Below are 23,542 nucleotides of genomic sequence, written 5' to 3' on the forward strand. Positions count from 1 at the left end.
ATAAAATATTAAATTTTATCTATTTTGATGATGAGTTGAAATTATTTACCGCTATAACAAGAGGATATATAAGAAATATTAATAACAATGACTTACACTCTAATAATGCTCAGTATTATAAAATAATGCCAATATAGATATTTTGTTTCTAATAGTGATTTATTTTCGCAACCATTTACCATTAATCCCCTGCACATATTCACCCGGCTTCGCGCGAGCGACAAGTTTTTGCCCTGCCAGTTTCGCTATCTCATCTGTGGATACATTATTCTGCTTTGCCAGTTGCTGGTAACTACGATTACGAGCTTCATTAATATCTCTTACCAATGCCTGTGTTTCGGCATCCGTTTCCAGCGCCACCAGGTAACCGTTAAGCGTTTCACCGACCCGCCCCTGACTTCTGGCTTCATTCAGGGTCAATGCCATCGCACTGCTGCTCATCAGGCCAATAATCCACACCATTATGAGTAATGTTCTTTTCATCATTACTTCAAAAAAGATCGCTACGGGTTTTAAGCAGGTCTTCAACATCTTTGTCCGCTTTGATGATGATCTCATGCTCAATTTTAACGTTCATATTAATGGTGATTGGCTCCTTCGGCGCAGCCACCTCTATGCGCGGAGTGCAACCAACCAACATAAAAGAAGACGCGAGCGCGGCTATCACTATTTTCATTGTTTTTCCTCACATTCTTTTCCTGACGGGCGGTCATTTTCCGGGATACGGGCATTCTGTTCCAGCCACGCCTGGAGATTATCGCCAAAGCGTAAACTGCGCCATAACGTAAAAATATTCTCTTCGTGACTGTAATTAAGATTCACAGTGCCTGTTTTGCCATCAACCCGACTATTACCGCTGATCGTTGCCTGCATGGTTAATACACCGAGATTATCTAAATTAATTTTTGTCGATGAACGGCTAATTTCCATATAGCGCAACCAGTTGATAGCAGTTCCGGCGGTCATATTGTCTTTTGCTACTGCATCCGCCGTGTCTTTATCCAGACGTAAAGTCATGGGGCCTGAGTTTGCCAGCCAACCATCTTTTACAATCCATTTTTCATTATTCAGCCATAATGGCAAAGCACCACTAAATGCCCCTGACATAGCGAATTGTTTCGGGTTGACGGCGCTAATCAGTTCACTGGATGAGAGATTATTCAGGCGCAATAGCGCCGGATCGTGCTGCGGCATACGTAATTGTTTCATCAGCACGTTACCGCCTAAAACATCAACACTCACATTGGTCAGTAGCAAGGGTTCGTCTTCGGTCCACGGATAACGCCCCTGAAGATCGGCAGTGATATTTTTTGCCGTCACAAGGTTAACCACTTCAGCAATACGTAATGATACAGGTCGCCGCGTCCCCAGGTGCCACGCACCGTCGCCAAAACGGAACGGTAGTACAAAGTCGACGCCGTTGACCTGGTTATCAGGCATCCAGGCGCTGCCACCTTTTAATACGCCATGCCCCCCCGCACGGAAGCCTTGATCAGGCGCAGCGGAAAAGGCTACCTGAGCATACAGCTCGCCATCGCGTAGGTTCATCTTCCAGTCAGGTGGCACCAGCGGCTGAAATACAGTGAGTGATTGTTTAGGCCACCAGGCGTTACCGCGCAGACGAATACCGTCCCAGCGGCCATTTACCCGTACCGGACCAATCTCGCCAGCATGTAAATCGCCTTTGAAGAGGAAATAAGTTGGTTCGCGCCCTTTAACACTAAATTTTAAGGTTGATGGCGGTAACACGCTGCCCCCCGTGAAAAGCGTTTGCCCTGCATCCAGCGAAAGCGCACCACTAAAAGACGGATTCTGAGCGTCGCGTACCCAGACAACGGGTTTATCAAGAATTAAGCGCGGCGTTTCCACCGTCATTGTGCCATATTGCAACTGGTCGAAACCGGTCGAAAGATCGGTAAGCGTAATCGTGCTGTCATGCCACTCACCTTTTCCTGCGACATCCCAGTTGGCATTCATCGGGGTAAAACTGCCTTTTCCCCAGTAACGCCACTGCCAGCGTCCTGCATCAGGGAGAAAATCGTTCGCCTGCCCATCCATATGCAGCACAAAGTCGCCCAGTTCATTTTCATGTGCCTGCAAAATAGCCTGCAAGCGCCCGTCAACACCACGTTGAGTGACTTTTACCCCCGCTAAAGGCCAGCGGATTTCATCGATGTCCAGTGAATCGATGACTCTCCCCTTTGAACGTAATAACGCGCCAGGCTCAAAGGCCAGCGTTGGGTCAGTCAGACTTCCGCTTAGCTGTGCCGGTAAACGGGCATATAAAATAAGATCCGCCTGTTTCGCTTCACCGGTCAGCTGCAGTGGCATCTGACTGTTATCCATGCTTAATTTTCCTGGGCCAAAATTAAGCACCGCATTGCCCTTACCCGCTTTTCCCTGGGTCAGCACACTCAGCCGACCACTGACTAATGCGTTCTCAAGCCCGGCCTGCCAGTTATCGACTTTGACACCCAACCGTCCACTAAGGGGAAAACCTGCATACGGCCAGCTCCAGCGACCATCACTTACCGTCAATTGCTGACGTGTAATTTCCCATGGTAAATCGAGCAATGGATCGCCGTTATCTCGTGCCATCACAATCAATTGCCCGCTATTTTCCTGCCACTCAAGTTCGGCATCCACCAGCGACGGTTCCTGCGGCAAATTCAACGTCGCAGTAGCATGGCCACTTACAGGAAGCCCATCCGGCACTAGCGGCAGGGTAAATTCTCCCACCAGTTTTACCGGCGGCTGATTTTCGAACGCGGCGACATCCAGCTCGCTGACTGTAAGTTGTTGCCCTTTAAGCTGGCCTTGAAATTTAACTTTTTCGCCCTGATAACGCAGTTGCTGGATATCAGAGGTTAACGCGAGAGAGAGTTTTCCCTGCCATTCCTGCCAGGGAGAAAAGATCAGTTTATCAATATTGATCCAGGTGTTAGGCAACATGGCTTGCCACTGCGCGAGGGTCTTCGGCGCGGCTGGAGAGGGTTCTTCCTGTGGTAATTTAGCCAGGCAATTAGAGTCAAGTTCTACGGCACCGACATTCAATAACCAGCGGCTGGGATGTGAAAGACTGGCGTTGGTGATATGTGCAAGCTGACAATCTCCCACCAGATAACGGAGATCGGGAATGATTAAACCTTTACGCGTAATGCGTGGGCTTTCATCTAATGCAATACGTGTACCGAGCGGTAGCCAGATGCCCGCCAGCGTGGGCACCCACAATCCGAGCGTCATCAGCAACGTCAACGGCACAAGAATAATCAGTAATAGCAGCGCGAGAACAGCTTTATATTTACCCAACATGGGTAGTTAATATCCTGATTTAGCGAAAAATTAAGCATTCAATACGGGTATTGTGGCATGTTTAACCGTTCAGTTGAAGGTTGCGCCTACACTAAGCATAGTTGTTAATGAATTTTTCAATATGGCTATAGCTTTCAATTATATTTTATATTTTGTAAAATATTTTTAGTAGCTTAAGCGTGATTCAACATCACTGGAGAAAGTCTTATGAAACTCGCCGTATATAGCACAAAACAGTACGACAAGAAGTACCTGCAACAGGTTAACGAGTCCTTTGGCTTTGAGCTGGAATTTTTTGACTTTCTGCTGACGGAAAAAACCGCCAAAACCGCCAATGGCTGCGAAGCGGTATGTATTTTCGTAAACGATGACGGCAGCCGCCCGGTGCTGGAAGAGCTGAAAAAGCACGGCGTTAAATATATCGCCCTGCGCTGTGCCGGTTTCAATAACGTCGATCTTGATGCGGCAAAAGAACTTGGGCTGAAAGTAGTCCGTGTTCCAGCCTACGATCCGGAAGCCGTCGCTGAACACGCTATCGGTATGATGATGACGCTGAACCGCCGTATTCACCGCGCGTATCAGCGTACCCGTGACGCCAACTTTTCTCTGGAAGGTCTGACTGGCTTTACCATGTATGGCAAAACAGCGGGCGTTATCGGCACCGGTAAGATCGGTGTGGCGATGCTGCGCATTCTGAAAGGTTTTGGTATGCGTCTGCTTGCGTTCGATCCGTACCCAAGTGCGGCGGCGCTGGAGCTCGGTGTGGAGTATGTCGATCTGCCGACCCTGTTCTCTGAATCAGACGTTATCTCCCTGCACTGCCCACTAACGCCGGAGAACTACCACCTGCTGAATGAGGCGGCGTTTGATCAGATGAAAAACGGCGTAATGATCGTCAACACCAGTCGTGGCGCATTGATTGATTCCCAGGCGGCAATTGAAGCTCTGAAAAACCAGAAAATTGGCTCGCTGGGGATGGACGTGTATGAAAACGAACGCGATCTGTTCTTTGAAGATAAATCCAACGACGTGATCCAGGATGACGTGTTCCGTCGTCTGTCTGCCTGCCATAACGTGCTGTTTACCGGACACCAGGCATTCCTGACGGCAGAAGCTCTGACCAGTATTTCCCAGACCACGCTGCAAAACTTAAGCAATCTGGAAAAAGGCGAATCCTGCCCGAACGAACTGGTTTAATCCTGCTGCTCCCCTGCAAACCAGGGGAGCTTATTCAGATAATCCCCAAAGATCTTTCATCCACTATTCTTAAAATATATTTTGTAGGACGGGTAAGGCGCGTCGCGTTGCATTCGGCAGTCAGCACCTGATTTATACCTTAAGTTGAGAACCAAAATGAAGAAAGTAGCCACGCTTGTTGCGTTAAGCCTGCTGATGGCGGGATGTGTAAGTAATGACAAAATTGCTGTGACGCCAGAACAATTACAGCATCACCGCTTTGTGCTGGAAAGTGTCAACGGTCAACCTGTTACCAGCGATAAAAACCCGCCAGAAATCAGCTTTGGTGAAAAGATGATGATTTCTGGCAACATGTGCAACCGCTTTAGCGGCGAGGGTAAACTTTCTGGCGGTGAACTGAAAGTTAAAGGACTGGCAATGACCCGCATGATGTGTGCCAACCCACAGCTTAACGAACTCGATCACACCATCAGCGAAATGCTGAAAGAAGGTGCGCAGGTAGATCTGACCGCCAACCAGTTGACGCTGGCAACCGCGAAACAGACATTAACTTATAAACTGGCAGATTTAATGAATTAATAGCTGCCACAGCTTCCGGCGGCAAGTGACTGTTCGCTACAGCGTTTGCCGTTGGGTAATGCACACATTCCAATAGCCGTTCCGTCAAGTTGACGGGCAACGGATAGCGAACCACCAATCATCGCGCAATTTGCTTCACCGCTACTGGACATGGACGCTTTTAAACCAGGCGCCACATGCGCCGCAGTTGCCTGCTGAACTGGTTCACTACTACACGCCGATAACAATAAAGCGGCACACCCGACCCACAACACTGCTCGCATCTTTACTTCCTCTAATCTTTAAACCAAACGACACAGCCGTAAATAATAGGCAGCACAGACGACTACGTCGAGAACAACTATGTGTGTTGCAACGCATTGTTACTTTTTTATGGCTATTTTTTTGTCCACTGTTTGATCAAAACATTCATTACGCTGATATGGGGGACACAAAAGCGAAAATGCAACAGAAAGCCATTTGCTAAAATTGAGAGATAACTACTGGGCACGCAGCTTTTTCGTGTGCCCCTCATTTGCGCAATGTAAGGGTGTCGTATGATCACAATTGATGGTAATGGCGCGGTAGCTTCGGTGGCATTTCGCACCAGTGAAGTTATCGCCATCTACCCTATTACCCCAAGTTCCACGATGGCGGAACAGGCCGATGCATGGGCCGGAAACGGCTTGAAAAACGTGTGGGGAGATACGCCCCGCGTGGTTGAAATGCAGTCAGAAGCTGGTGCTATCGCGACTGTGCACGGCGCTTTGCAAACGGGTGCTCTCTCGACATCATTTACATCATCGCAGGGTTTACTGCTGATGATTCCGACGTTGTACAAACTGGCGGGCGAACTGACGCCGTTTGTACTGCATGTAGCAGCGCGTACCGTCGCTACTCATGCGCTCTCTATTTTTGGCGATCATTCAGACGTGATGGCCGTGCGCCAAACCGGTTGCGCCATGTTGTGTGCAGCAAACGTTCAGGAAGCGCAGGACTTCGCTCTCATTTCACATATCGCAACACTAAAAAGCCGTGTGCCGTTTATTCATTTTTTTGATGGTTTCCGCACGTCCCACGAGATCAACAAAATCGTTCCACTGGCTGACGACACGATTCTTGAACTGATGCCGCAGGCAGAAATTGATGCCCACCGCGCCCGCGCGCTGAACCCGGAACATCCGGTAATTCGCGGCACCTCGGCTAACCCGGACACCTACTTCCAGTCACGTGAAGCCACCAACCCGTGGTACAACGCAGTTTACGACCATGTTGAACAGGCGATGAATGATTTCGCCGCCGCTACGGGTCGTCAGTATCAGCCTTTTGAATACTACGGGCATCCACAAGCAGAACGGGTGATTATCCTGATGGGATCTGCCATCGGTACTTGTGAAGAAGTGGTTGATGAGTTACTTACCCGTGGCGAAAAAGTCGGGGTGCTGAAAGTTCGACTATACCGCCCGTTCTCCGCCAAACACTTACTGCAAGCATTGCCAGACTCCGTGCGAACTGTCGCGGTGCTGGATCGTACCAAAGAGCCGGGCGCCCAGGCAGAGCCACTGTATCTGGACGTAATGACCGCGCTGGCGGAAGCCTTTAATAATGGTGAGCGTGAAACACTGCCACGCGTCATTGGCGGGCGCTATGGCTTATCATCCAAAGAGTTTGGCCCGGATTGTGTGCTGGCAGTATTTGCCGAACTTAACGCAGCCAAACCCAAACCCCGTTTTACCGTAGGTATTTACGATGATGTAACCAATCTGTCGCTACCATTGCCAGAAAATACCCTGCCAAACTCCGCGAAGCTGGAAGCCCTGTTTTATGGTCTGGGCAGTGATGGCAGCGTTTCCGCGACTAAAAACAATATCAAGATTATCGGTAACTCCACGCCGTGGTATGCGCAGGGTTATTTTGTTTACGACTCCAAAAAAGCCGGTGGTCTGACAGTTTCTCACCTGCGCGTAAGCGAACATCCCATTCGTTCTGCATATCTGATTCCCCAGGCTGATTTTGTTGGTTGCCACCAGTTGCAGTTTATCGACAAATATCAGATGGCAGAACGTCTGAAACCCGGCGGTATTTTCCTGCTTAACACGCCGTACAGTGCCGATGAAGTCTGGTCGCGGTTGCCGCAAGAAGTGCAGGCGGTGCTGAATCAGAAAAAAGCACGCTTTTATGTCATTAACGCAGCGAAAATCGCGCGTGAATGTGGACTGGCGGCTCGTATTAATACCGTAATGCAGATGGCGTTTTTCCACCTGACACAAATTCTGCCTGGCGACAGCGCCCTGGCTGAATTGCAGGGCGCGATTGCCAAAAGCTACAGCAGCAAAGGCCAGGATCTGGTGGAGCGCAACTGGCAGGCACTGGCGCTGGCGCGAGAATCCGTGGAAGAAGTCCCGTTACAGCCGGTCAATCCGCATAGTGCGAATCGTCCACCGGTGGTTTCCGATGCTGCACCTGATTTCGTTAAAACCGTTACCGCTGCGATGCTCGCCGGACTTGGCGATGCCCTCCCCGTTTCGGCGCTACCGCCAGACGGCACATGGCCAATGGGAACCACTCGCTGGGAAAAACGCAATATCGCCGAAGAGATCCCCATCTGGAAAGAGGAACTCTGTACCCAATGTAACCACTGCGTCGCTGCTTGCCCACACTCCGCTATTCGCGCAAAAGTGGTGCCACCCGAAGCAATGGAAAAAGCCCCTGCCAGCCTGCATTCGCTGGATGTAAAATCGCGCGATATGCGCGGGCAGAAATATGTGTTGCAGGTCGCACCGGAAGATTGCACCGGCTGTAATCTGTGTGTTGAAGTTTGCCCGGCGAAAGACCGACAGAATCCAGAGATCAAAGCCATCAATATGATGTCGCGTCTGGAACATGTGGAAGAAGAGAAAATCAATTACGATTTCTTCCTGAACTTACCAGAAATCGACCGCAGCAAACTGGAACGTATTGATATTCGGACTTCGCAGTTAATCACACCGCTGTTTGAATATTCTGGTGCTTGTTCCGGTTGTGGCGAAACGCCATATATCAAATTGCTTACTCAGCTCTATGGCGACCGGATGTTAATCGCTAACGCCACGGGCTGTTCGTCAATTTACGGCGGTAACCTGCCATCCACACCGTATACCACTGATGCCAATGGTCGTGGTCCTGCCTGGGCGAACTCACTGTTTGAAGATAACGCCGAATTTGGTCTGGGCTTCCGCCTGACGGTCGATCAGCATCGTGTCCGCGTGCTGCGTCTGCTGGATCAGTTTGCCGATAAAATCCCGGCGGAGTTACTGGCAGCGTTGAAATCAGACGCCACGCCAGACGTTCGTCGTGAACAGGTTGCCACGCTGCGCCAGCATCTCAAAGATGTGAGTGAAGCTCATGAACTGCTACGCGACGCTGATGCGTTGGTGGAAAAATCAATCTGGCTGATTGGTGGCGACGGCTGGGCTTACGATATCGGCTTCGGTGGTCTGGATCATGTATTGAGCCTGACGGAAAACGTCAACATTCTGGTACTGGATACGCAATGCTACTCCAATACCGGCGGTCAGGCGTCTAAAGCAACGCCGCTTGGCGCGGTGACTAAGTTTGGCGAACACGGTAAACGCAAAGCGCGTAAAGATCTCGGCGTCAGTATGATGATGTACGGTCATGTTTATGTGGCGCAGATTTCTCTCGGCGCGCAGTTGAACCAGACGGTAAAAGCGATTCAGGAAGCGGAAGCCTATCCGGGGCCGTCGCTGATCATTGCTTACAGCCCCTGTGAAGAGCATGGTTATGACCTTGCATTGAGCCACGACCAAATGCGCCAACTCACCGCAACCGGCTTCTGGCCGCTGTATCGCTTTGATCCACGTCGTGCCGATGAAGGCAAACTGCCACTGGCGCTGGATTCTCGTCCGCCGTCAGAGGCTCTGGAAGAGACATTGCTCCATGAGCAACGTTTCCGCCGTCTGAATTCGCAACAGCCAGAAGTGGCGGAACAGTTATGGAAAGATGCCGCAGCCGATCTGCAAAAACGCTATGACTTCCTCGCGCAAATGGCAGGAAAAACGGATAAAAGTGGCACCGAGTAGCATCGTCGGATAAGGATTATACGGAACGAAAAAAAGCCCGAATGAAAGTTCGGGCTTGTCTTTTTATTTGTTGGGAAAGAAATAACTATAGCAATGACCCAACGATAAATAATATCTGTGACAATAAAGGCATATAACCCACGCAGAATAACGCATCATTTTTTAAAAGTATAATTTTTATTTTGTATGTATAACCATCAAATCATTCACCAAACTAATCATCATTTCCCAGGAATTATTTGATTAAGGTTTTACTTAAGGCGTAACAAATGACATTTATCGGCTAATGGAACTTTTCCTTTAGGATGTTTTCACTTCCCAAACGGGGAGAGAAAGGCAAATAAAATAACTAAAGGATTTTTTCAATGAAAAGCAAAATACTGGCACTCTTAATCCCTGCCCTGCTCGCCGCAGGTGCTGTACATGCAGCAGAAATTTATAATAAAGACGGCAATAAATTAGATCTTTATGGCAAAGTTGATGGCCTGCATTATTTTTCTGATAGTTCTGCAAAAGATGGCGATCAGAGCTATGCACGTCTTGGATTTAAAGGCGAAACACAAATTAACGATCAACTCACTGGCTATGGTCAGTGGGAATACAATATTCAGGCAAACAATACTGAATCCTCAGAAAACCAATCCTGGACTCGTCTGGCATTCGCCGGATTGAAATTTGCAAATTACGGTTCTTTCGATTACGGACGTAATTACGGTGTAATGTACGACGTAGAGGGCTGGACCGATATGCTGCCAGAATTTGGCGGTGACTCCTACACCAATGCAGACAACTTTATGACCGGTCGTGCTAATGGCGTAGCGACATATCGTAATACTGATTTCTTCGACCTGGTTAATGGTCTGAACTTCGCAGTGCAGTATCAGGGTAATAACGAAGGTGCAAACAACGGTCAGGAAGGCACCAACAACGGACGTGATGTTCGTCATGAAAACGGCGACGGCTGGGGGCTTTCCACAACCTACGATTTAGGTATGGGCTTTAGCGCGGGCGCGGCATACACCTCCTCAGACCGCACCAATGACCAGGTTAACCATACTGCGGCGGGTGGCGATAAAGCCGATGCCTGGACTGCCGGGATTAAATATGATGCTAACAACATTTATCTGGCAACCATGTATTCCGAAACGCGTAATATGACACCATTTGGCAACAGCGATTACGCCGTTGCGAACAAGACCCAGAACTTTGAAGTCACTGCCCAATATCAGTTTGACTTTGGTCTGCGTCCGGCAGTGTCTTTCCTGATGTCTAAAGGGCGTGACCTGAACGCTGCTGGTGGTGCTGATAACCCGGCCGGTGTTGACGATAAAGATCTGGTCAAATACGCCGATGTTGGCGCAACATATTATTTCAACAAAAATATGTCTACCTATGTTGACTATAAAATTAACTTGTTGGATGAAGATGACAGCTTCTACGCCGCCAACGGTATCTCTACCGATGATATTGTCGCTTTAGGTCTGGTTTATCAGTTCTAATCCTGCCTGCCCGCCTCTCTGGCGGGCTTTTTCTACTTATTAAATCCTGCTTAATCTAAATTAAAAATGTGAACTCCGTCATTATACAAAAGACCTCATCTGGCGTTACACTTTATGCGGATACTAAAACAGGAGGTTTTATGAACAGAACGATTCTTGTCCCTATCGATATTTCCGATTCAGAATTAACTCAACGCGTGATTAGCCATGTTGAGGCCGAGGCAAAGATTGATGATGCAGAGGTTCATTTCCTGACGGTAATACCTTCGCTGCCCTACTATGCCTCTCTGGGTTTAGCGTATTCCGCAGAATTACCGGCAATGGATGACCTGAAAGCGGAAGCTAAATCGCAACTGGAAGAGATAATTAAAAAATTCAAGCTGCCGACTGACAGAGTGCATGTTCATGTTGAAGAAGGTTCGCCAAAAGACCGCATTCTGGAAATGGCGAAAAAGATCCCTGCTCATATGATCATCATTGCCTCCCATCGACCGGATATCACCACCTACCTGCTCGGCTCTAACGCCGCCGCCGTCGTGCGTCATGCAGAGTGCTCTGTGCTGGTCGTGCGCTAAAAACTAACGCCCGCACGTCGCTGCGGGCTTTTTGATTCATTTCGCAAATGTGCTGACATTTTCCCCTCTAATCCGTACCATACACGCCACAGTTTTTATATCAGATTTCTTATGCTGGACATTCCGGCATGACGCATACTCTTCTGATGCCATATAACGAATTGAGTCGCTTTTAAATGTCGCAAAATCAAGAAATTAGTAAGAAAGAACAATACAACCTGAACAAGTAAGGGCAAAAATCACAACTCTCTGACTCATAAGTATTTTACTTATTTTTCAATGTGTTAAATATCATCAGCGACAACAATAAGCTACGATAACCCACTCTTTTTTTGCCCCTTTTTTGCCCCTTTTGCAGCGCTTTGCCCCATTTTTGCCATCAACAATTTTCCTCATCAAGTCATTTCAAAGCCTACTAGCTGCCTTACTTTTTTCCTCAATAACGCGTCGCCAACAGGAAACAACCTAATCCCTGTTTTGGGCCCCAAAGCTGCTAATGATAATCATTTTCATTTTGTATAGGTTGTGCTATAAAACATAGCCGTTGCTATGTTTGTTCTAATTTTGCTCACTATAGGTACTAAATTATGTACTCAATAAAAAAAGTAACCATGCTCTTGGGGTGCCTCGCCCTCACCTGCTCGATCGCATTTCAGGCGAGTGCAACTGAAAAATTCAAGGTCATTACAACATTTACCATCATCGCAGATATGGCCAAAAACGTGGCTGGAGATGCTGCAGAAGTCTCATCCATAACCAAGCCCGGTGCAGAAATTCATGAGTATCAGCCTACCCCTGGCGATATTAAACGTGCGCAGGGGGCACAACTGATTCTCGCCAATGGTATGAATCTGGAATTGTGGTTCCAACGCTTTTACCAGCATCTTAATGGGGTTCCAGAAGTAATTGTCTCTTCGGGTGTGACGCCAGTAGGGATCACTGAAGGCCCCTATGAGGGCAAACCTAACCCCCATGCCTGGATGTCGCCAGATAATGCTCTGATTTACGTCGATAATATTCGTGATGCGTTGATAAAATACGATCCGGCAAATGCACAAACCTACCAACGTAATGCCGATACTTATAAAGCCAAGATTACCCAAACCCTTGCCCCCCTGCGTAAGCAGATTGCTGAACTCCCTGAGAATCAGCGATGGATGGTCACCAGTGAAGGGGCTTTTTCTTATCTCGCACGCGATTTGGGGCTAAAAGAGCTTTATCTGTGGCCGATTAATGCCGATCAACAAGGCACGCCGCAGCAGGTACGTAAGGTTGTTGATATGGTGAAGAAAAATCATATCCCGGCAGTCTTTAGCGAGAGTACGATTTCCGATAAACCAGCGCGTCAGGTTGCGCGTGAAACCGGCGCGCACTACGGCGGTGTACTCTATGTCGATTCCCTGAGCACAGAAAACGGCCCGGTACCTACGTATATCGACCTTCTGAAGGTTACTACCAGTACGCTGGTACAGGGAATTAAAGCCGGGAAAAGGGAGAAATAATGATGCAATCTGCGGGCATTGTCGTTAATGATGTTACTGTCACCTGGCGTAACGGGCACACAGCACTGCGCGATGCATCCTTCACAGTACCAAGTGGATCTATTGCCGCTCTGGTTGGGGTAAACGGTTCCGGAAAATCGACGTTGTTTAAAGCGATTATGGGATTTGTGCGTCTGACCAGCGGAAAGATATCTGTTCTGGGTATTCCCACGCGACAGGCGCTACAGAAAAACCTGGTTGCCTACGTCCCTCAGTCAGAAGAGGTTGACTGGTCATTTCCTGTACTAGTGGAAGATGTGGTGATGATGGGCCGCTATGGGCACATGGGTATGTTGCGTATAGCCAAAAAGAGGGATCGTCAGATTGTCACCGATGCGCTGGAACGTGTCGATATGGTGGATTTTCGCCATCGACAAATCGGCGAGCTTTCCGGTGGACAAAAGAAACGCGTCTTTCTGGCGAGAGCGATTGCACAGCAGGGTGATGTGATCCTGCTGGATGAACCTTTTACCGGCGTTGATGTGAAAACCGAAGCGAAAATCATCAGCCTGTTGAGGGAGTTACGCGCGGAAGGCAAGACGATGCTTGTCTCAACGCACAATCTCGGCTCAGTCACGACATTTTGCGATTATACGGTCATGGTCAAAGGCACCGTCCTGGCAAGCGGGCCGACAGACACCACTTTTACAGCCGAGAACCTGGAGCTGGCTTTTAGCGGCGTACTGCGCCATGTCACACTTAACGGCTCGGAAGAAAGCATTATTACTGACGATGAACACCCTTTTGTGGCACATCGACCGTCAGCGGTGCAGGGGGAAGCAAGATGAACGTGCTACTGGAACCCTTCAGCTATGAATATATGCTCAATGCGATGTGGGTCTCGGCGATGGTCGGCGGTCTCTGCGCTTTCCTGTCATGCTATCTGATGCTAAAAGGCTGGTCGCTGATTGGCGATGCGCTGTCGCACTCTATTGTCCCGGGTGTTGCGGGGGCATATATGCTGGGGCTTCCGTTTTCTCTGGGAGCCTTCTTTTCCGGCGGACTGGCAGCGGGCAGCATGCTGTTTCTTAACCAACGCACTCGCTTAAAAGAAGATGCCATCATCGGCCTGATCTTCTCCTCCTTTTTTGGCCTGGGGCTGTTTATGGTGTCATTGAACCCGACATCCGTGAACATTCAGACCATCGTCCTAGGCAATATTCTGGCAATCGATCCGGCGGATATCCTGCAACTCACTATCATTGGCATTCTCTCGATCATCGTGCTTTTTTTCAAATGGAAAGATCTTATGGTGACCTTTTTCGACGAGAATCACGCTCGTGCTATTGGATTGCATCCGGGCAGATTAAAAATCCTCTTCTTCACCCTGCTGTCGGTTTCGACCGTTGCGGCGCTGCAAACGGTTGGTGCCTTTCTGGTGATCTGTCTGGTGGTGACTCCCGGTGCAACAGCATGGTTGTTAACCGATCGTTTTCCCCGCCTGCTCATAATTGCTGTAACTATTGGCAGTGTAACCAGTTTCCTCGGCGCGTGGGTCAGTTACTTTCTGGACGGCGCGACAGGTGGAATCATCGTGGTGGCGCAGACACTGCTGTTTCTTTTAGCATTTGTATTTGCGCCCACCCATGGGCTTTTGGCAAATCGTCGGCGTGCGCATAAAGCGCTGGAGGATCGCTCATGATGGCATTATTACTGGAGCCACTGCAGTTCACCTTTATGAGTCACGCACTGCTGATTTCACTGGTAGTTTCCATACCCTGTGCGCTGCTGTCGGTCTTTCTGGTCCTGAAAGGTTGGGCACTGATGGGTGACGCGATGAGTCATGCGGTTTTTCCTGGCATCGTGCTTGCCTGGATTCTGGGGTTACCTCTGGCTACAGGGGCATTCGTCGCCGGAGTATTCTGCGCGGTGGCGACGGGATACCTGAAAGACAACAGCCGAATCAAGCAAGATACAGTGATGGGGATTGTTTTTTCTGGCATGTTTGCCGCAGGTCTGATCTTGTATATTGCAGTCAAACCAGACGTACATCTTGACCATATTCTTTTCGGCGACATGCTCGGGGTAACCATCGGCGATATAATCCAGACGGTGATTATTGCCGGGCTGGTTACACTTGTTATTAGCGTAAAATGGCGGGATTTTTTGCTGTTCAGCTTTGATTATCAACAGGCGCAGGTAAGCGGTTTGCATACGAGATGTCTGCATTATGGGCTGCTGTGCATGGTCTCTCTGACCATTGTGGCGACGCTGAAAGCGGTAGGTATCATTCTCTCCATTTCTCTGCTCATTGCGCCTGGCGCCATTGCGGTACTCCTGACACAACGCTTTCATATTGCGCTCCTACTGGCGATTGGCATATCGGTAATAGTGTCAATGACTGGTGTCTGGTTGTCCTTTTTTATCGACAGTGCACCAGCTCCGACGATTGTCGTCTTATTCGCGGTTGTGTTCATCATGACGTTCACCGTTACCAGCATCAACGCACGCACAAAGGGAAACACCCATACACAGGATTTGTCATCACCCAATTAGCACAACATCCGAGGGCAGCATCGTCCGCTGGCCCACAGAAGTCCGGAAAGTCATGGAAGGTCGTTGTTGGGAGGAGGTACAAATTCTCTCATGCAAAAAATACGTAAAATCGATAATAGCTGGAAATAATTCAATACATGCACTCTCGAAAGTGCATCAGCCAACCGCAGAACGTTATTGCATACAACGTTTCTGCGGCATAATCCCAATGATTACTCCCTGACAGGGTTCGTAGGCCACTCAATATCAGGTGCAGTTGATGTATCAACACGGTTCAGCAACACCCGATACTTCTTCAAGGCTTCCCGCAACGAGGTTTCTTCCTCCGTTGCATATACAGCTCACCTTTTTTCACCCACGATTAACCAACAGCCAGACCAGCAGACACGCCACCACCGGCACAGCAAAATCCATCAGGCTTGCCACATCCCACGCACGCGGATCAAAACCGCCCCACCACGGCATATTCATACGCTTGCCATGCCCGAACATTTCAATCCAGCGATATTCTGCCTGGGTATGTTCACGCGCAATGAAGAACGTACAACCAGCTATCGCCCCGTAAGCCCAGTTTCCGGTAAAAAGGCCAACCAGTACCTGCGCAGCCACAGCACAAAGCGCGTGAAGAAAAGGTGTTATATCCATTACTCCTCCTTTATCCGATATCGCTTCGGGAAACGGATAACAACTTTAATTCTGACTCAAGTTCATCAACTCTTTCAGTCAGCTTCTGGATATGGTGAATCAGTGGAACAACCAGACGTTCGTACATTACACCTTCGGCAACAAGGCCATTGCTGGAAATAGCTTCCGGTGCATCATCTTCGTTAGCTGGTCGCCAGTGTACAAACTGAGGGGCAATTTCTCCTACTTCCTCGGCAATCAATCCGTAGAATCCCCAGTCACGCCTGTCATTTTCGCATTGTGACCTGTACCATACAGGGCGCATCCTGAAAATGAGATCGGCGTGCTCTGAATCTATCGTCTCTACTGAATGCTTATAGCGGATAGACGATGTTGACCGCAGTACAGACGAAATTGCAGGGTCAGGATTAAGATAAAGGTTTGCCGCCGCTGTAGTCGTGGCCAAATTCCATAAATAAAACGCTTCACGACCTGTCAGTGGATAAAAATCTCCGCCATAATGACCACTTTCCAGATCGTTCACTTCCACTTTGTTTTTCAGCTTATTATCAACTTCAGTTTTTGTGTATCTGGTGCTGATATCCTGCTTTGCACTGGCCATATCAGTCTGAAGCGTTGATACTTTTCCGTTAATAGAGGAAATATCTTCCTTTGCTTTACTAACATCTCCCTTCAGCGTGGTGATGTCCCCCGGAATTACTGTCGATGTAGCCATTTGTCTCCCTCACATCCAGCCACGAAGTTGATGTTCAACTACAACCGCGTATTCATCGAATATTGACGATTTTTTTGCATCATTAATGATGCGCACGTTTACAAAATATCCGTCTTCCTTAACACATATCGGTTCGCCATCTTCAGTCAGTTCTCCGGTTTCTTTGTACACGTTACCTATCACGTCAATAAGAATATCATTCTGCATCGACTCGTCGTCATAATAGCCAGTGCTATCCATAAAGGCCGAAAAGTCGGCCCTGTCTGCAAATTTGAGTGTTAAATCTTTCATTTAATACTCGCCCCCATTTGTGCCTCAGTTAATTCTTTATGCCAAATGCGTAAATTTTTCACATGACCGAACAGGTGTCTGTTGCCACTGGAGGATTGTCCACCGATATTAATATTACCGGCAGTATAACGTTGCAATGTATGCAGAGACGGGGAGCTGCTACCTAAAATCCCATCAACAACAACCTGCAACTTTTTATCTTCTGTAAACTTAAAGCCAGTAACAAATTTCCTTTTCTCTCTATTCCCATATGCTTTATATTCTGTTTTTGTTCCTTTGCCATTGGTGATAATTAGCCTTTTACCACGAGTGGTAAAACCAAAATACATATAACTTTCATCAGAAACTTCAGTCGTCGCCCCTGTAATTGAGATATTAAGCAAACGCGCAGAGCCTTCTAAATTAGGCATTTCAGAATCCCAATTAACATTAACTTCCATGAGAACACTAACTGGTGGAGTTGCCCAGTTGAAAGGTATAGGTATGATTACCTGGTCACTTGCTCTCGTGGCACCGACCTCTGTTGTGATGATAAAAGATGAGGCGTTTAGTCCCTTTTCGAATTGAGGGGTTGTTAACATTAATTTATCGCCAGGCTTGATTGATCGTTGATGTGCTCCAAACTCAAAACGCCCATACATATTTTTTGCTTCTGGTGATTTGTAGGTAAACTCAACACGAATCCATCCATTAGACTCTCTGAATATGTTATAAGTTGCCGCCTCACCTCCAGAATAACTCAACATATCGCCAGTCTCGCAATCAATATATGCGCCAGCGGTCAGTGTGTTACTTGAGCCATCGTCGTTAACATATGATATTCTTGGACGCAACGTGATAATACCATCCCCACTTACTTTTTTAACTCTGCAGGATAAAGTAACTGATTCATTTGCCGAAACTGAAATAACCCTGGTATATCCAGTAGAAATTAATGTCGCCCTTTCAGTTGTGGATGTTTCTTTAACGCCAAACAAACCATAACTGAAACCATACTCATCAACTCCCGTGGTAATAGTTAAGTTAGCAGTGTCATAGTTCCACGATTCTGGTGTATTCGTATAAGAAAAAGTATTCGTTCTCTGACCTTCAATGAGCAGACCATCTTTTTCAAAACGAGGTTCATTTATCGCTGATTCAGCAAAACACCCAGACTTATCTATATACGTTGCAGTTGACGCCCTGGTAAATGAAACAACCTTTTCAGACGGCAATGTAATAACATCGTCACCAACTGTGATGCTCTTATATCCAGGAGCAAACCCGGTAATCATATCCAGTGAATCGTTAAACGGTATCCACACATCGGGAAGCGGCTGCAAAACTTGTTTATACGGCTCCGCAGCCTGGCTTGCATACTCTCTGGCTGCGTCTTCACTTGCTTTTGCAGCCGTCTGGCTTGCTGCCGATGCTTGCGCCGAGTTCGCCGCCGCAGTCTCGCTCGCCTTTGCGTTGGTTTCACTGGTTTTTGCTGCTTTTTGACTGTTAGCTGATGCAGTGGCAGAAGCAGCCGCCGCGCTTGCAGAACTGGCTGCGGCACTCTCGCTTTGGGCCGCTGCATCCTGACTGCTTTTCGCCGCAGTTTCACTGGCTTTGGCATTCGTTTCGCTGGTCTTCGCTGCCGTCTGGCTGGACTTTGCGTTAGTTTCACTCGTCTTCGCAGCTTTCTGGCTGTTAGCCGCAGCAGTTGCTGATCCAGCTGCTGAAGTCGCAGAACCGGCTGCCGCGCTCTCGCTTTGGGCTGCTGCAACCTGGCTGTTTTTTGCCGCAGTTTCACTGGCTTTGGCATTCGTTTCGCTGGTTTTCGCTGCCGTCTGGCTGGACTTTGCGTTGGTTTCGCTCGTCTTTGCGGCTGTCTCGCTATTTTTCGCGTTGGTTTCTGATTTTTTGGCTGCTGTCGCGGAGTTTGCCGATGCAGTCTTTGAGGTCGCTGCCGCCTGTGCACTATTAGCTGCATTCGTTTCTGAGGTTTTCGCCGCGTTCTTTGATGATGCCGCTGCAGTTTCGGATTTCTTTGCCGCCGCTGCGCTCTGAGAGGCGGCTTCGGCGTTGCGTGCCACTTCTTCCACCATTGCCTCAAAACGACGCAATGCCTCCGGCATGACATCATCTTCCGTCATGGCACCGAGAAAATCATTCAGCGTACCTGGTCTGGAGCCTTCATAGACGGTAATGGTCCCGGCATGTGAAGGCGGAAAACCTTCAACCAGCAGGGTGACGCTGTACTGGCCATACTCAACATCCATGCTGTAACGTCCGGCTTCATCCGGATTTTCAGAAGCCACCGTGTTCACCAGTACCGTGGTGCTGTTACGCTTTGCCTTCAGTTGAATAGTGCAGTTCTGTATTGGTTTTCCCGCACCATCTTTCAGCACACCTGAGATTTTTACTGCTGCCATATCCACTCCACAAAAAAGCCCGCCTGAACCGGCGGGCTGTCATAACACTGTGTTACCTGGCTAATCAGAATTTATAACCGACACCCACGATGAAACCGTCAGTGCGCCAGTCACCACTGCCGGAGCCTTCATAAGCAATATCAATGGCCACGGATTCGGTCGGGTTAAACTGCACGCCAGCTCCCCACGCCAGAGACGTGTTGCTGTGGCGACCGTCATCACTTCCGGTCAGCACATCGTGCGTTTTCCCCTTATTGTCAGTTACGCGGAGATAATCCCCGGAAAAAGTCGACACACGGCTGTAAGCCATACCCGCCATCGCATACGCGCTGAACCATTCATTCACGCGCACAGACGGCCCCACCATCACGCTGAACCAGCGGTTACGCACGGAATCTTCATGCCAGCGGGTATTGCTGTAACGGGTAAGCTGGCGATTCTTGTCTCCTGCATAGCTGAATGACGTCACCAGCCCCAGTGTGTCCGTAAACTCATAACGGTATTTCACGTTAATGCCCTTCAGGTCATCGTTGCCGGGCATATCAGTATGGGTCTGAAGATACCCGGCGCTTAGTGTGGACTGATGCTCTGCTGCGCTCGCTGGCGTACCAGCGGCGACCAGCCAGACTACTGTGGACAGAATAACAGCACATAATTTACGCATAATTACCTCTCGCTTTTCTGCAATAAAAAAGGCGCCATTTCTGGCGCCCGTATCTGGGTTATAAAATTCAGCTAATCGTGATGCCTGCAGTGGCTTTCTTCATCACAACAACCAGCAAATCGCTGATACTTGCTGTGGGATACCAGCCATTTACCCACCATGCTGATACAGAAAACTCCAGTGTCATTACGCCACTGCCTGCAGGCATATCAATAACACCCGTGTAAATCAGAGTATTATCCAGAGCCGTTCGGTTATAAATTTCAGCCCCGTTTTTCTTCACTATCAGGCGGCATGACGAATAAGTATCGCTATTCTCCCGTTCATGTCTGGCACCGCTGAAAGCCACCGCTGGAATAACAATTTGCCGGTCAAACGGCTGATCGTCATAAACCCTGACGGTAATGGTCCCTGATGGCCACCGCTCCGGTGCACGGGAGTCCCGGGGGAAAGCTTTGCCCACTGTTTTAACGAGATCGCCTTCAATCTGGTTCGCGGACAGTTTTCCCAGAACCCGACAGTTCTCGTTAATCGTGACGTTGTTGAGCGTCCCGGAGTTCGCATTCACGCTACCGCTGATATCGGCATTTTTCGCCGTCAGCCGCCCGTCCGGTGTCAGGGAAAATGCCGGAGGATTACCGCCGCTGGTAATGGTGGGAGCCGTCAGATATTTCAGGAACACTTCGTTCATGAATATCTGATCGCCCTGACCAACAAACATCGGCTTTGTGTTGCCATTCGCAGGATTAACCATCGCAATCCTGTCCGCCGCCAGCAGCACCTGACTCTGCATGCCGTCAGGGGTGTTCTCAATACCGGCACCAATACCCGCGATATAAAGGCGTCCGTCCTGCATCTGCTGCAGCTTCACAGCCCACATGCTGTTCAGGTTATTATTTGTATCAACCTGAACCTTCTGTATCTGCTGAATTGCCGCACTCTGGTCTTCCAGTTTCTTATTGACGGTCTGCGTGATTTCATTGCTGACATCCGTAATGGACGTCCTGATTTCAGCCAGGTCAGGCGCAAGCTGACCGTTATCAATCTGCGTCCACAGCTCCTGAGCCAGATGGCTTTTCCCTATCTCGCCTTTGAAAAAATCCAGATAGCCGGATGCATCATCACTCGGCTGGCCAACAGCCTCCACAAATGCCGATTTGCCAACGGTGTTCACACTGCGGATGTAAAAATAATAATCATGGCCCGGTTTGATATTGATACTGGCAGCTATCCAGTACAGCGCCGTGCCAAGATAGCGGGCTGTGGTTTCAACCTGCCTGATATCCGCAATCCGCTTTTCCGAGAACCAGAACTCAAACTGTACCGTCGGATCATAAACGGCAAGATGGGGCGTGGCGGTTATCTGAAAATAGCCCGGCGTCAGCTCAATCCGCGACGGCGCTGCCGGTGCGGCAATACGGAACGATACCGATGCCGGATCGCCCTGCTGCCCCCAGGCATTTGCCGCCCGGACTGTCAGCCTGTAGTTCCCTGGCGCCAGTTGCGTGAAGCGGTATGTGGTTTCCGTCGTCCGGGCCGTGCTGACCAGCCGCTCACTGCCGTCATCCGCTGCCACGGTCAGGCGAAGCATAAAGCTCACGCCCTTCACCACCTTCGGCGTATCCCAGCGCGCCAGCACCTGGTATTCCCCGCTGTCTGCGGTGACTTCGGCGGTCAGGTGCTGCACCGCTGGCGGCGTGACACCATTCACCGTGCCGCTCTGGTCGCCGTCAAAGTGCGCCCCGTTATCCACGATGGCTTCTTTTTCCGGTACATGCTGCACGGCAGTGATGGCATACGTGCCGTCATCGTTCTCACGGATACTCACACAGCGGAACAGGCGCTGACGCAACGTCGGCAACTTCAGCCCCCACACACTGTATTCTGCAACGCCGTCAGGAACCCGATTCACTTTCACCTTAAGTCCGTCGGTGACGGACTGAACCTCCACGCTGACCGGATTGCCACTTCCGTCAACCAGGCTTATCAGCGTGGTACCGGAGGATGGCAGCGTGATTTCACGGTCGAGCGTCAGCGTCCGGGTCTGGCTGTTCACCGCCAACACGCGACCACCGGTGCTGATACCGGCATAGTCATCATCGCAGATTTCAATAACATCGCCCGGCACATGGCGAAGCCCTTCTGCGCCCACGCTGAAATCCACGGTCTGCGTTTCCAGCAGTTCCGTTTTAATCAGCCACAGCCCGGCGCGGTGTGCCTGCCCCCGGCTGGTACAGCCAAAGGCATCCATCTTCGTGACATTACGACCGTAACGGGCAATGGCCTGCGTATCTTCAACAAGCTCTGTCGCCGTCTCCCAGCCGTTGTTCGGGTCAATCCAGTTCACCTCAACGGCATTATGGCGGTCCTTCAGGGCGCTGAAGCTGTAGCGGAACGGCGCGCCATCATCCGGCATCACCACATTACTGCGGTTATAGGTCCACACCTTATCCGACTGTCGGTCCTGCACGAACGTCAGCGTCTGCCCGTTCCATACCGGCATACAGCGCATCGCCGAGCAGAAATCACTGAGCACATCCCACGCCTTGCGCTGTGTGGTCAGGTACGCATTACAGGTGATGCGCGGCTCCGTGCCGCCAAAGCCGTCCGGCACTGACTGGTCGCAGTACTGGCCGATGACATACAGCGCCCATTTGTCCACATCCGCCGCACCAAGACGTTTCCCCATGCCGTAGCGCGGGTGGGTCAGCATATCCCACAGACACCAGGCCATGTTGTTGCTGTATGCTGGTTTTAACGTTCCGTCCCAGATACCGCTGTATTGTCGCGTCTGCGGGTTATAGTTCGACGGCACCTGCAGAATGCGCCCGCGAAGATGATAATTACGGCTCACCTGCTGGCTGCCGAACTGCTCCGAGTCCACCTGTACGCCGACCAGTGCCGTGTTCGGGTAGCACTGTTTCACATCGATGATCTCGGTGTATGACGACCAGAGCGTTTTGTTCTGCAGCTGGTCTGTGGTGCTGTCCGGCGTCATCCTGCGCATCCGGATATTGAACGGGCGCGGCGGCAGGTTATCCACCACCACCGAGGCCAGATACTGCGAGGTGGTTTTGCCCTTAATGGTGATGTCTTTTTCCGTCACCCAGCCACCGTTACGCTGTATCTGAACCAGCAGGCGGACTTCCGACGGATTCCTGTCTCCCTTTGAGGTGGTTTCCACCAGTGCCTGTACACCGAAGGTAAAGCGCAGACGGTCGATGTTTGCCGACGTGATGGTCCGGGTGATCGGCGTTTCATATTTCACTTCCGTACCCAGCACCGTCTCGGAACCGGAGGATTCAAATCCCTCCGGCGGTGACTGCTCCTGCTCACCTGCCCGGAACACCACCGTGACGCCGGAGATATTGGTATTCCCCTCACTGTCCAGCACCGGCGTACTGTTCAGCAGCACGCTTTTTAATCCATCCACCGGACCTTCAATCGGCCCTTCACTGATGGCGTCTATCACGCTCAGCATCTGGGATGATTTCAGGTTGTCCTTCGCTTCGCGCGGGATATGCCCCTTACTGCTGCCTTTACCCATTCCTCACGCTCCAGAAACGAC

General features: G+C 49.8%; 19 protein-coding genes and 1 pseudogene. 9 read left to right on the top strand and 11 right to left on the bottom strand.

Going from position 1 to position 23,542, the window contains the following annotated elements:
- Window positions 1-159 precede the first annotated feature (159 nt).
- Genes WC5_RS04845 through WC5_RS04835 form a run of 3 tightly spaced genes read right to left on the bottom strand, consistent with a single transcriptional unit; the run spans window position 160 to window position 3,312 of the window.
- Window positions 160-483, bottom strand: coding sequence for a YdbL family probable chaperone protein (locus tag WC5_RS04845; RefSeq protein ID WP_000831644.1), 324 nt, complete (start codon window positions 481-483; stop codon window positions 160-162).
- A gap of 7 nt (window positions 484-490) precedes the next feature.
- Complete coding sequence (locus WC5_RS04840; protein WP_000706311.1) at window positions 491-676, bottom strand: YnbE family lipoprotein; 186 nt, start codon at window positions 674-676, stop codon at window positions 491-493.
- A complete protein-coding gene (locus WC5_RS04835; protein ID WP_016231716.1) occupies window positions 673-3,312 on the bottom strand; it encodes a YdbH family protein in 2,640 nt (879 codons plus the stop codon). Before WC5_RS04835 ends, WC5_RS04840 begins: the two co-directional genes overlap by 4 nt.
- Before the next feature lie 207 nt (window positions 3,313-3,519).
- On the opposite strand from WC5_RS04835, the gene ldhA reads away from it, so the two are divergent.
- Both ldhA and hslJ read left to right on the top strand, forming a co-directional pair.
- The gene (gene ldhA, locus WC5_RS04830) at window positions 3,520-4,509 is read left to right on the top strand and encodes a D-lactate dehydrogenase (protein ID WP_000762228.1); all 990 of its coding nucleotides are present in this window, start codon (window positions 3,520-3,522) and stop codon (window positions 4,507-4,509) included.
- A 156-nt stretch (window positions 4,510-4,665) separates the two neighbouring features.
- Window positions 4,666-5,088 (top strand): heat shock protein HslJ, encoded by a 423-nt coding sequence (gene hslJ, locus WC5_RS04825; protein WP_010349010.1) that lies wholly within the window; start codon window positions 4,666-4,668, stop codon window positions 5,086-5,088.
- Here hslJ and WC5_RS04820 read toward each other — a convergent pair.
- On the bottom strand, window positions 5,085-5,351 hold the full coding sequence (locus tag WC5_RS04820; RefSeq protein WP_001203005.1) for a putative hemolysin: 267 nt from the start codon (window positions 5,349-5,351) through the stop codon (window positions 5,085-5,087). The two genes, hslJ and WC5_RS04820, sit on opposite strands and share 4 nt — an antisense overlap.
- A gap of 273 nt (window positions 5,352-5,624) precedes the next feature.
- Here WC5_RS04820 and nifJ point away from each other — a divergent pair, with 273 nt between their 5' ends.
- The 7 genes from nifJ (at window position 5,625) to sitD (ending at window position 15,260) form a co-directional block, all read left to right on the top strand.
- The gene (nifJ, locus tag WC5_RS04815; protein WP_000628218.1) at window positions 5,625-9,149 is read left to right on the top strand and encodes a pyruvate:ferredoxin (flavodoxin) oxidoreductase; all 3,525 of its coding nucleotides are present in this window, start codon (window positions 5,625-5,627) and stop codon (window positions 9,147-9,149) included.
- A gap of 365 nt (window positions 9,150-9,514) precedes the next feature.
- The gene (ompN, locus tag WC5_RS04810; RefSeq protein ID WP_000836967.1) at window positions 9,515-10,648 is read left to right on the top strand and encodes a porin OmpN; all 1,134 of its coding nucleotides are present in this window, start codon (window positions 9,515-9,517) and stop codon (window positions 10,646-10,648) included.
- Window positions 10,649-10,788: 140 nt separating this feature from the next.
- Window positions 10,789-11,223 carry a universal stress protein UspF gene (uspF, locus tag WC5_RS04805; RefSeq protein WP_001082294.1) on the top strand — a complete coding sequence of 145 codons (435 nt, stop codon included), beginning with the start codon at window positions 10,789-10,791 and terminating at the stop codon, window positions 11,221-11,223.
- 587 nt (window positions 11,224-11,810) lie between these two features.
- Entirely contained in the window at window positions 11,811-12,725 is a 915-nt protein-coding gene (sitA, locus tag WC5_RS04800) for an iron/manganese ABC transporter substrate-binding protein SitA (RefSeq protein WP_000286867.1), read from the top strand.
- The gene (gene sitB, locus WC5_RS04795) at window positions 12,725-13,552 is read left to right on the top strand and encodes an iron/manganese ABC transporter ATP-binding protein SitB (protein ID WP_000983720.1); all 828 of its coding nucleotides are present in this window, start codon (window positions 12,725-12,727) and stop codon (window positions 13,550-13,552) included. Before sitA ends, sitB begins: the two co-directional genes overlap by 1 nt.
- A complete protein-coding gene (sitC, locus tag WC5_RS04790) occupies window positions 13,549-14,406 on the top strand; it encodes an iron/manganese ABC transporter permease subunit SitC (protein ID WP_001101728.1) in 858 nt (285 codons plus the stop codon). Before sitB ends, sitC begins: the two co-directional genes overlap by 4 nt.
- Window positions 14,403-15,260, top strand: a complete 858-nt coding sequence (sitD, locus tag WC5_RS04785; protein ID WP_000968130.1) for an iron/manganese ABC transporter permease subunit SitD — start codon at window positions 14,403-14,405, stop codon at window positions 15,258-15,260. Before sitC ends, sitD begins: the two co-directional genes overlap by 4 nt.
- Before the next feature lie 212 nt (window positions 15,261-15,472).
- Here sitD and WC5_RS0122630 read toward each other — a convergent pair.
- The 7 genes and pseudogenes from WC5_RS0122630 to gpJ all read right to left on the bottom strand — a co-directional run.
- Window positions 15,473-15,592 (bottom strand): annotated as a pseudogene (locus tag WC5_RS0122630) (tail fiber assembly protein); the annotation flags it as partial.
- A 19-nt stretch (window positions 15,593-15,611) separates the two neighbouring features.
- Window positions 15,612-15,905: a hypothetical protein gene (locus WC5_RS04780; RefSeq protein WP_000355609.1), complete on the bottom strand. Its 294-nt coding sequence runs from the start codon at window positions 15,903-15,905 to the stop codon at window positions 15,612-15,614.
- A gap of 10 nt (window positions 15,906-15,915) precedes the next feature.
- Window positions 15,916-16,620 carry a tail fiber domain-containing protein gene (locus WC5_RS04775; RefSeq protein WP_016231717.1) on the bottom strand — a complete coding sequence of 235 codons (705 nt, stop codon included), beginning with the start codon at window positions 16,618-16,620 and terminating at the stop codon, window positions 15,916-15,918.
- 9 nt (window positions 16,621-16,629) lie between these two features.
- Window positions 16,630-16,911 (bottom strand): hypothetical protein, encoded by a 282-nt coding sequence (locus tag WC5_RS04770; RefSeq protein ID WP_016231718.1) that lies wholly within the window; start codon window positions 16,909-16,911, stop codon window positions 16,630-16,632.
- Window positions 16,908-19,310: a prophage tail fiber N-terminal domain-containing protein gene (locus WC5_RS04765; RefSeq protein WP_016231719.1), complete on the bottom strand. Its 2,403-nt coding sequence runs from the start codon at window positions 19,308-19,310 to the stop codon at window positions 16,908-16,910. Before WC5_RS04765 ends, WC5_RS04770 begins: the two co-directional genes overlap by 4 nt.
- Before the next feature lie 64 nt (window positions 19,311-19,374).
- Window positions 19,375-19,974 carry an Ail/Lom family outer membrane beta-barrel protein gene (locus WC5_RS04760; RefSeq protein ID WP_016231720.1) on the bottom strand — a complete coding sequence of 200 codons (600 nt, stop codon included), beginning with the start codon at window positions 19,972-19,974 and terminating at the stop codon, window positions 19,375-19,377.
- Window positions 19,975-20,041: 67 nt separating this feature from the next.
- Window positions 20,042-23,521 carry a phage attachment tail tip protein J gene (gene gpJ, locus WC5_RS04755; protein WP_001551065.1) on the bottom strand — a complete coding sequence of 1,160 codons (3,480 nt, stop codon included), beginning with the start codon at window positions 23,519-23,521 and terminating at the stop codon, window positions 20,042-20,044.
- Window positions 23,522-23,542 lie beyond the last annotated feature (21 nt).

The organism is Escherichia sp. KTE114 (assembly GCF_000407765.1).
GTDB classification, from domain to species: domain Bacteria; phylum Pseudomonadota; class Gammaproteobacteria; order Enterobacterales; family Enterobacteriaceae; genus Escherichia; species Escherichia ruysiae.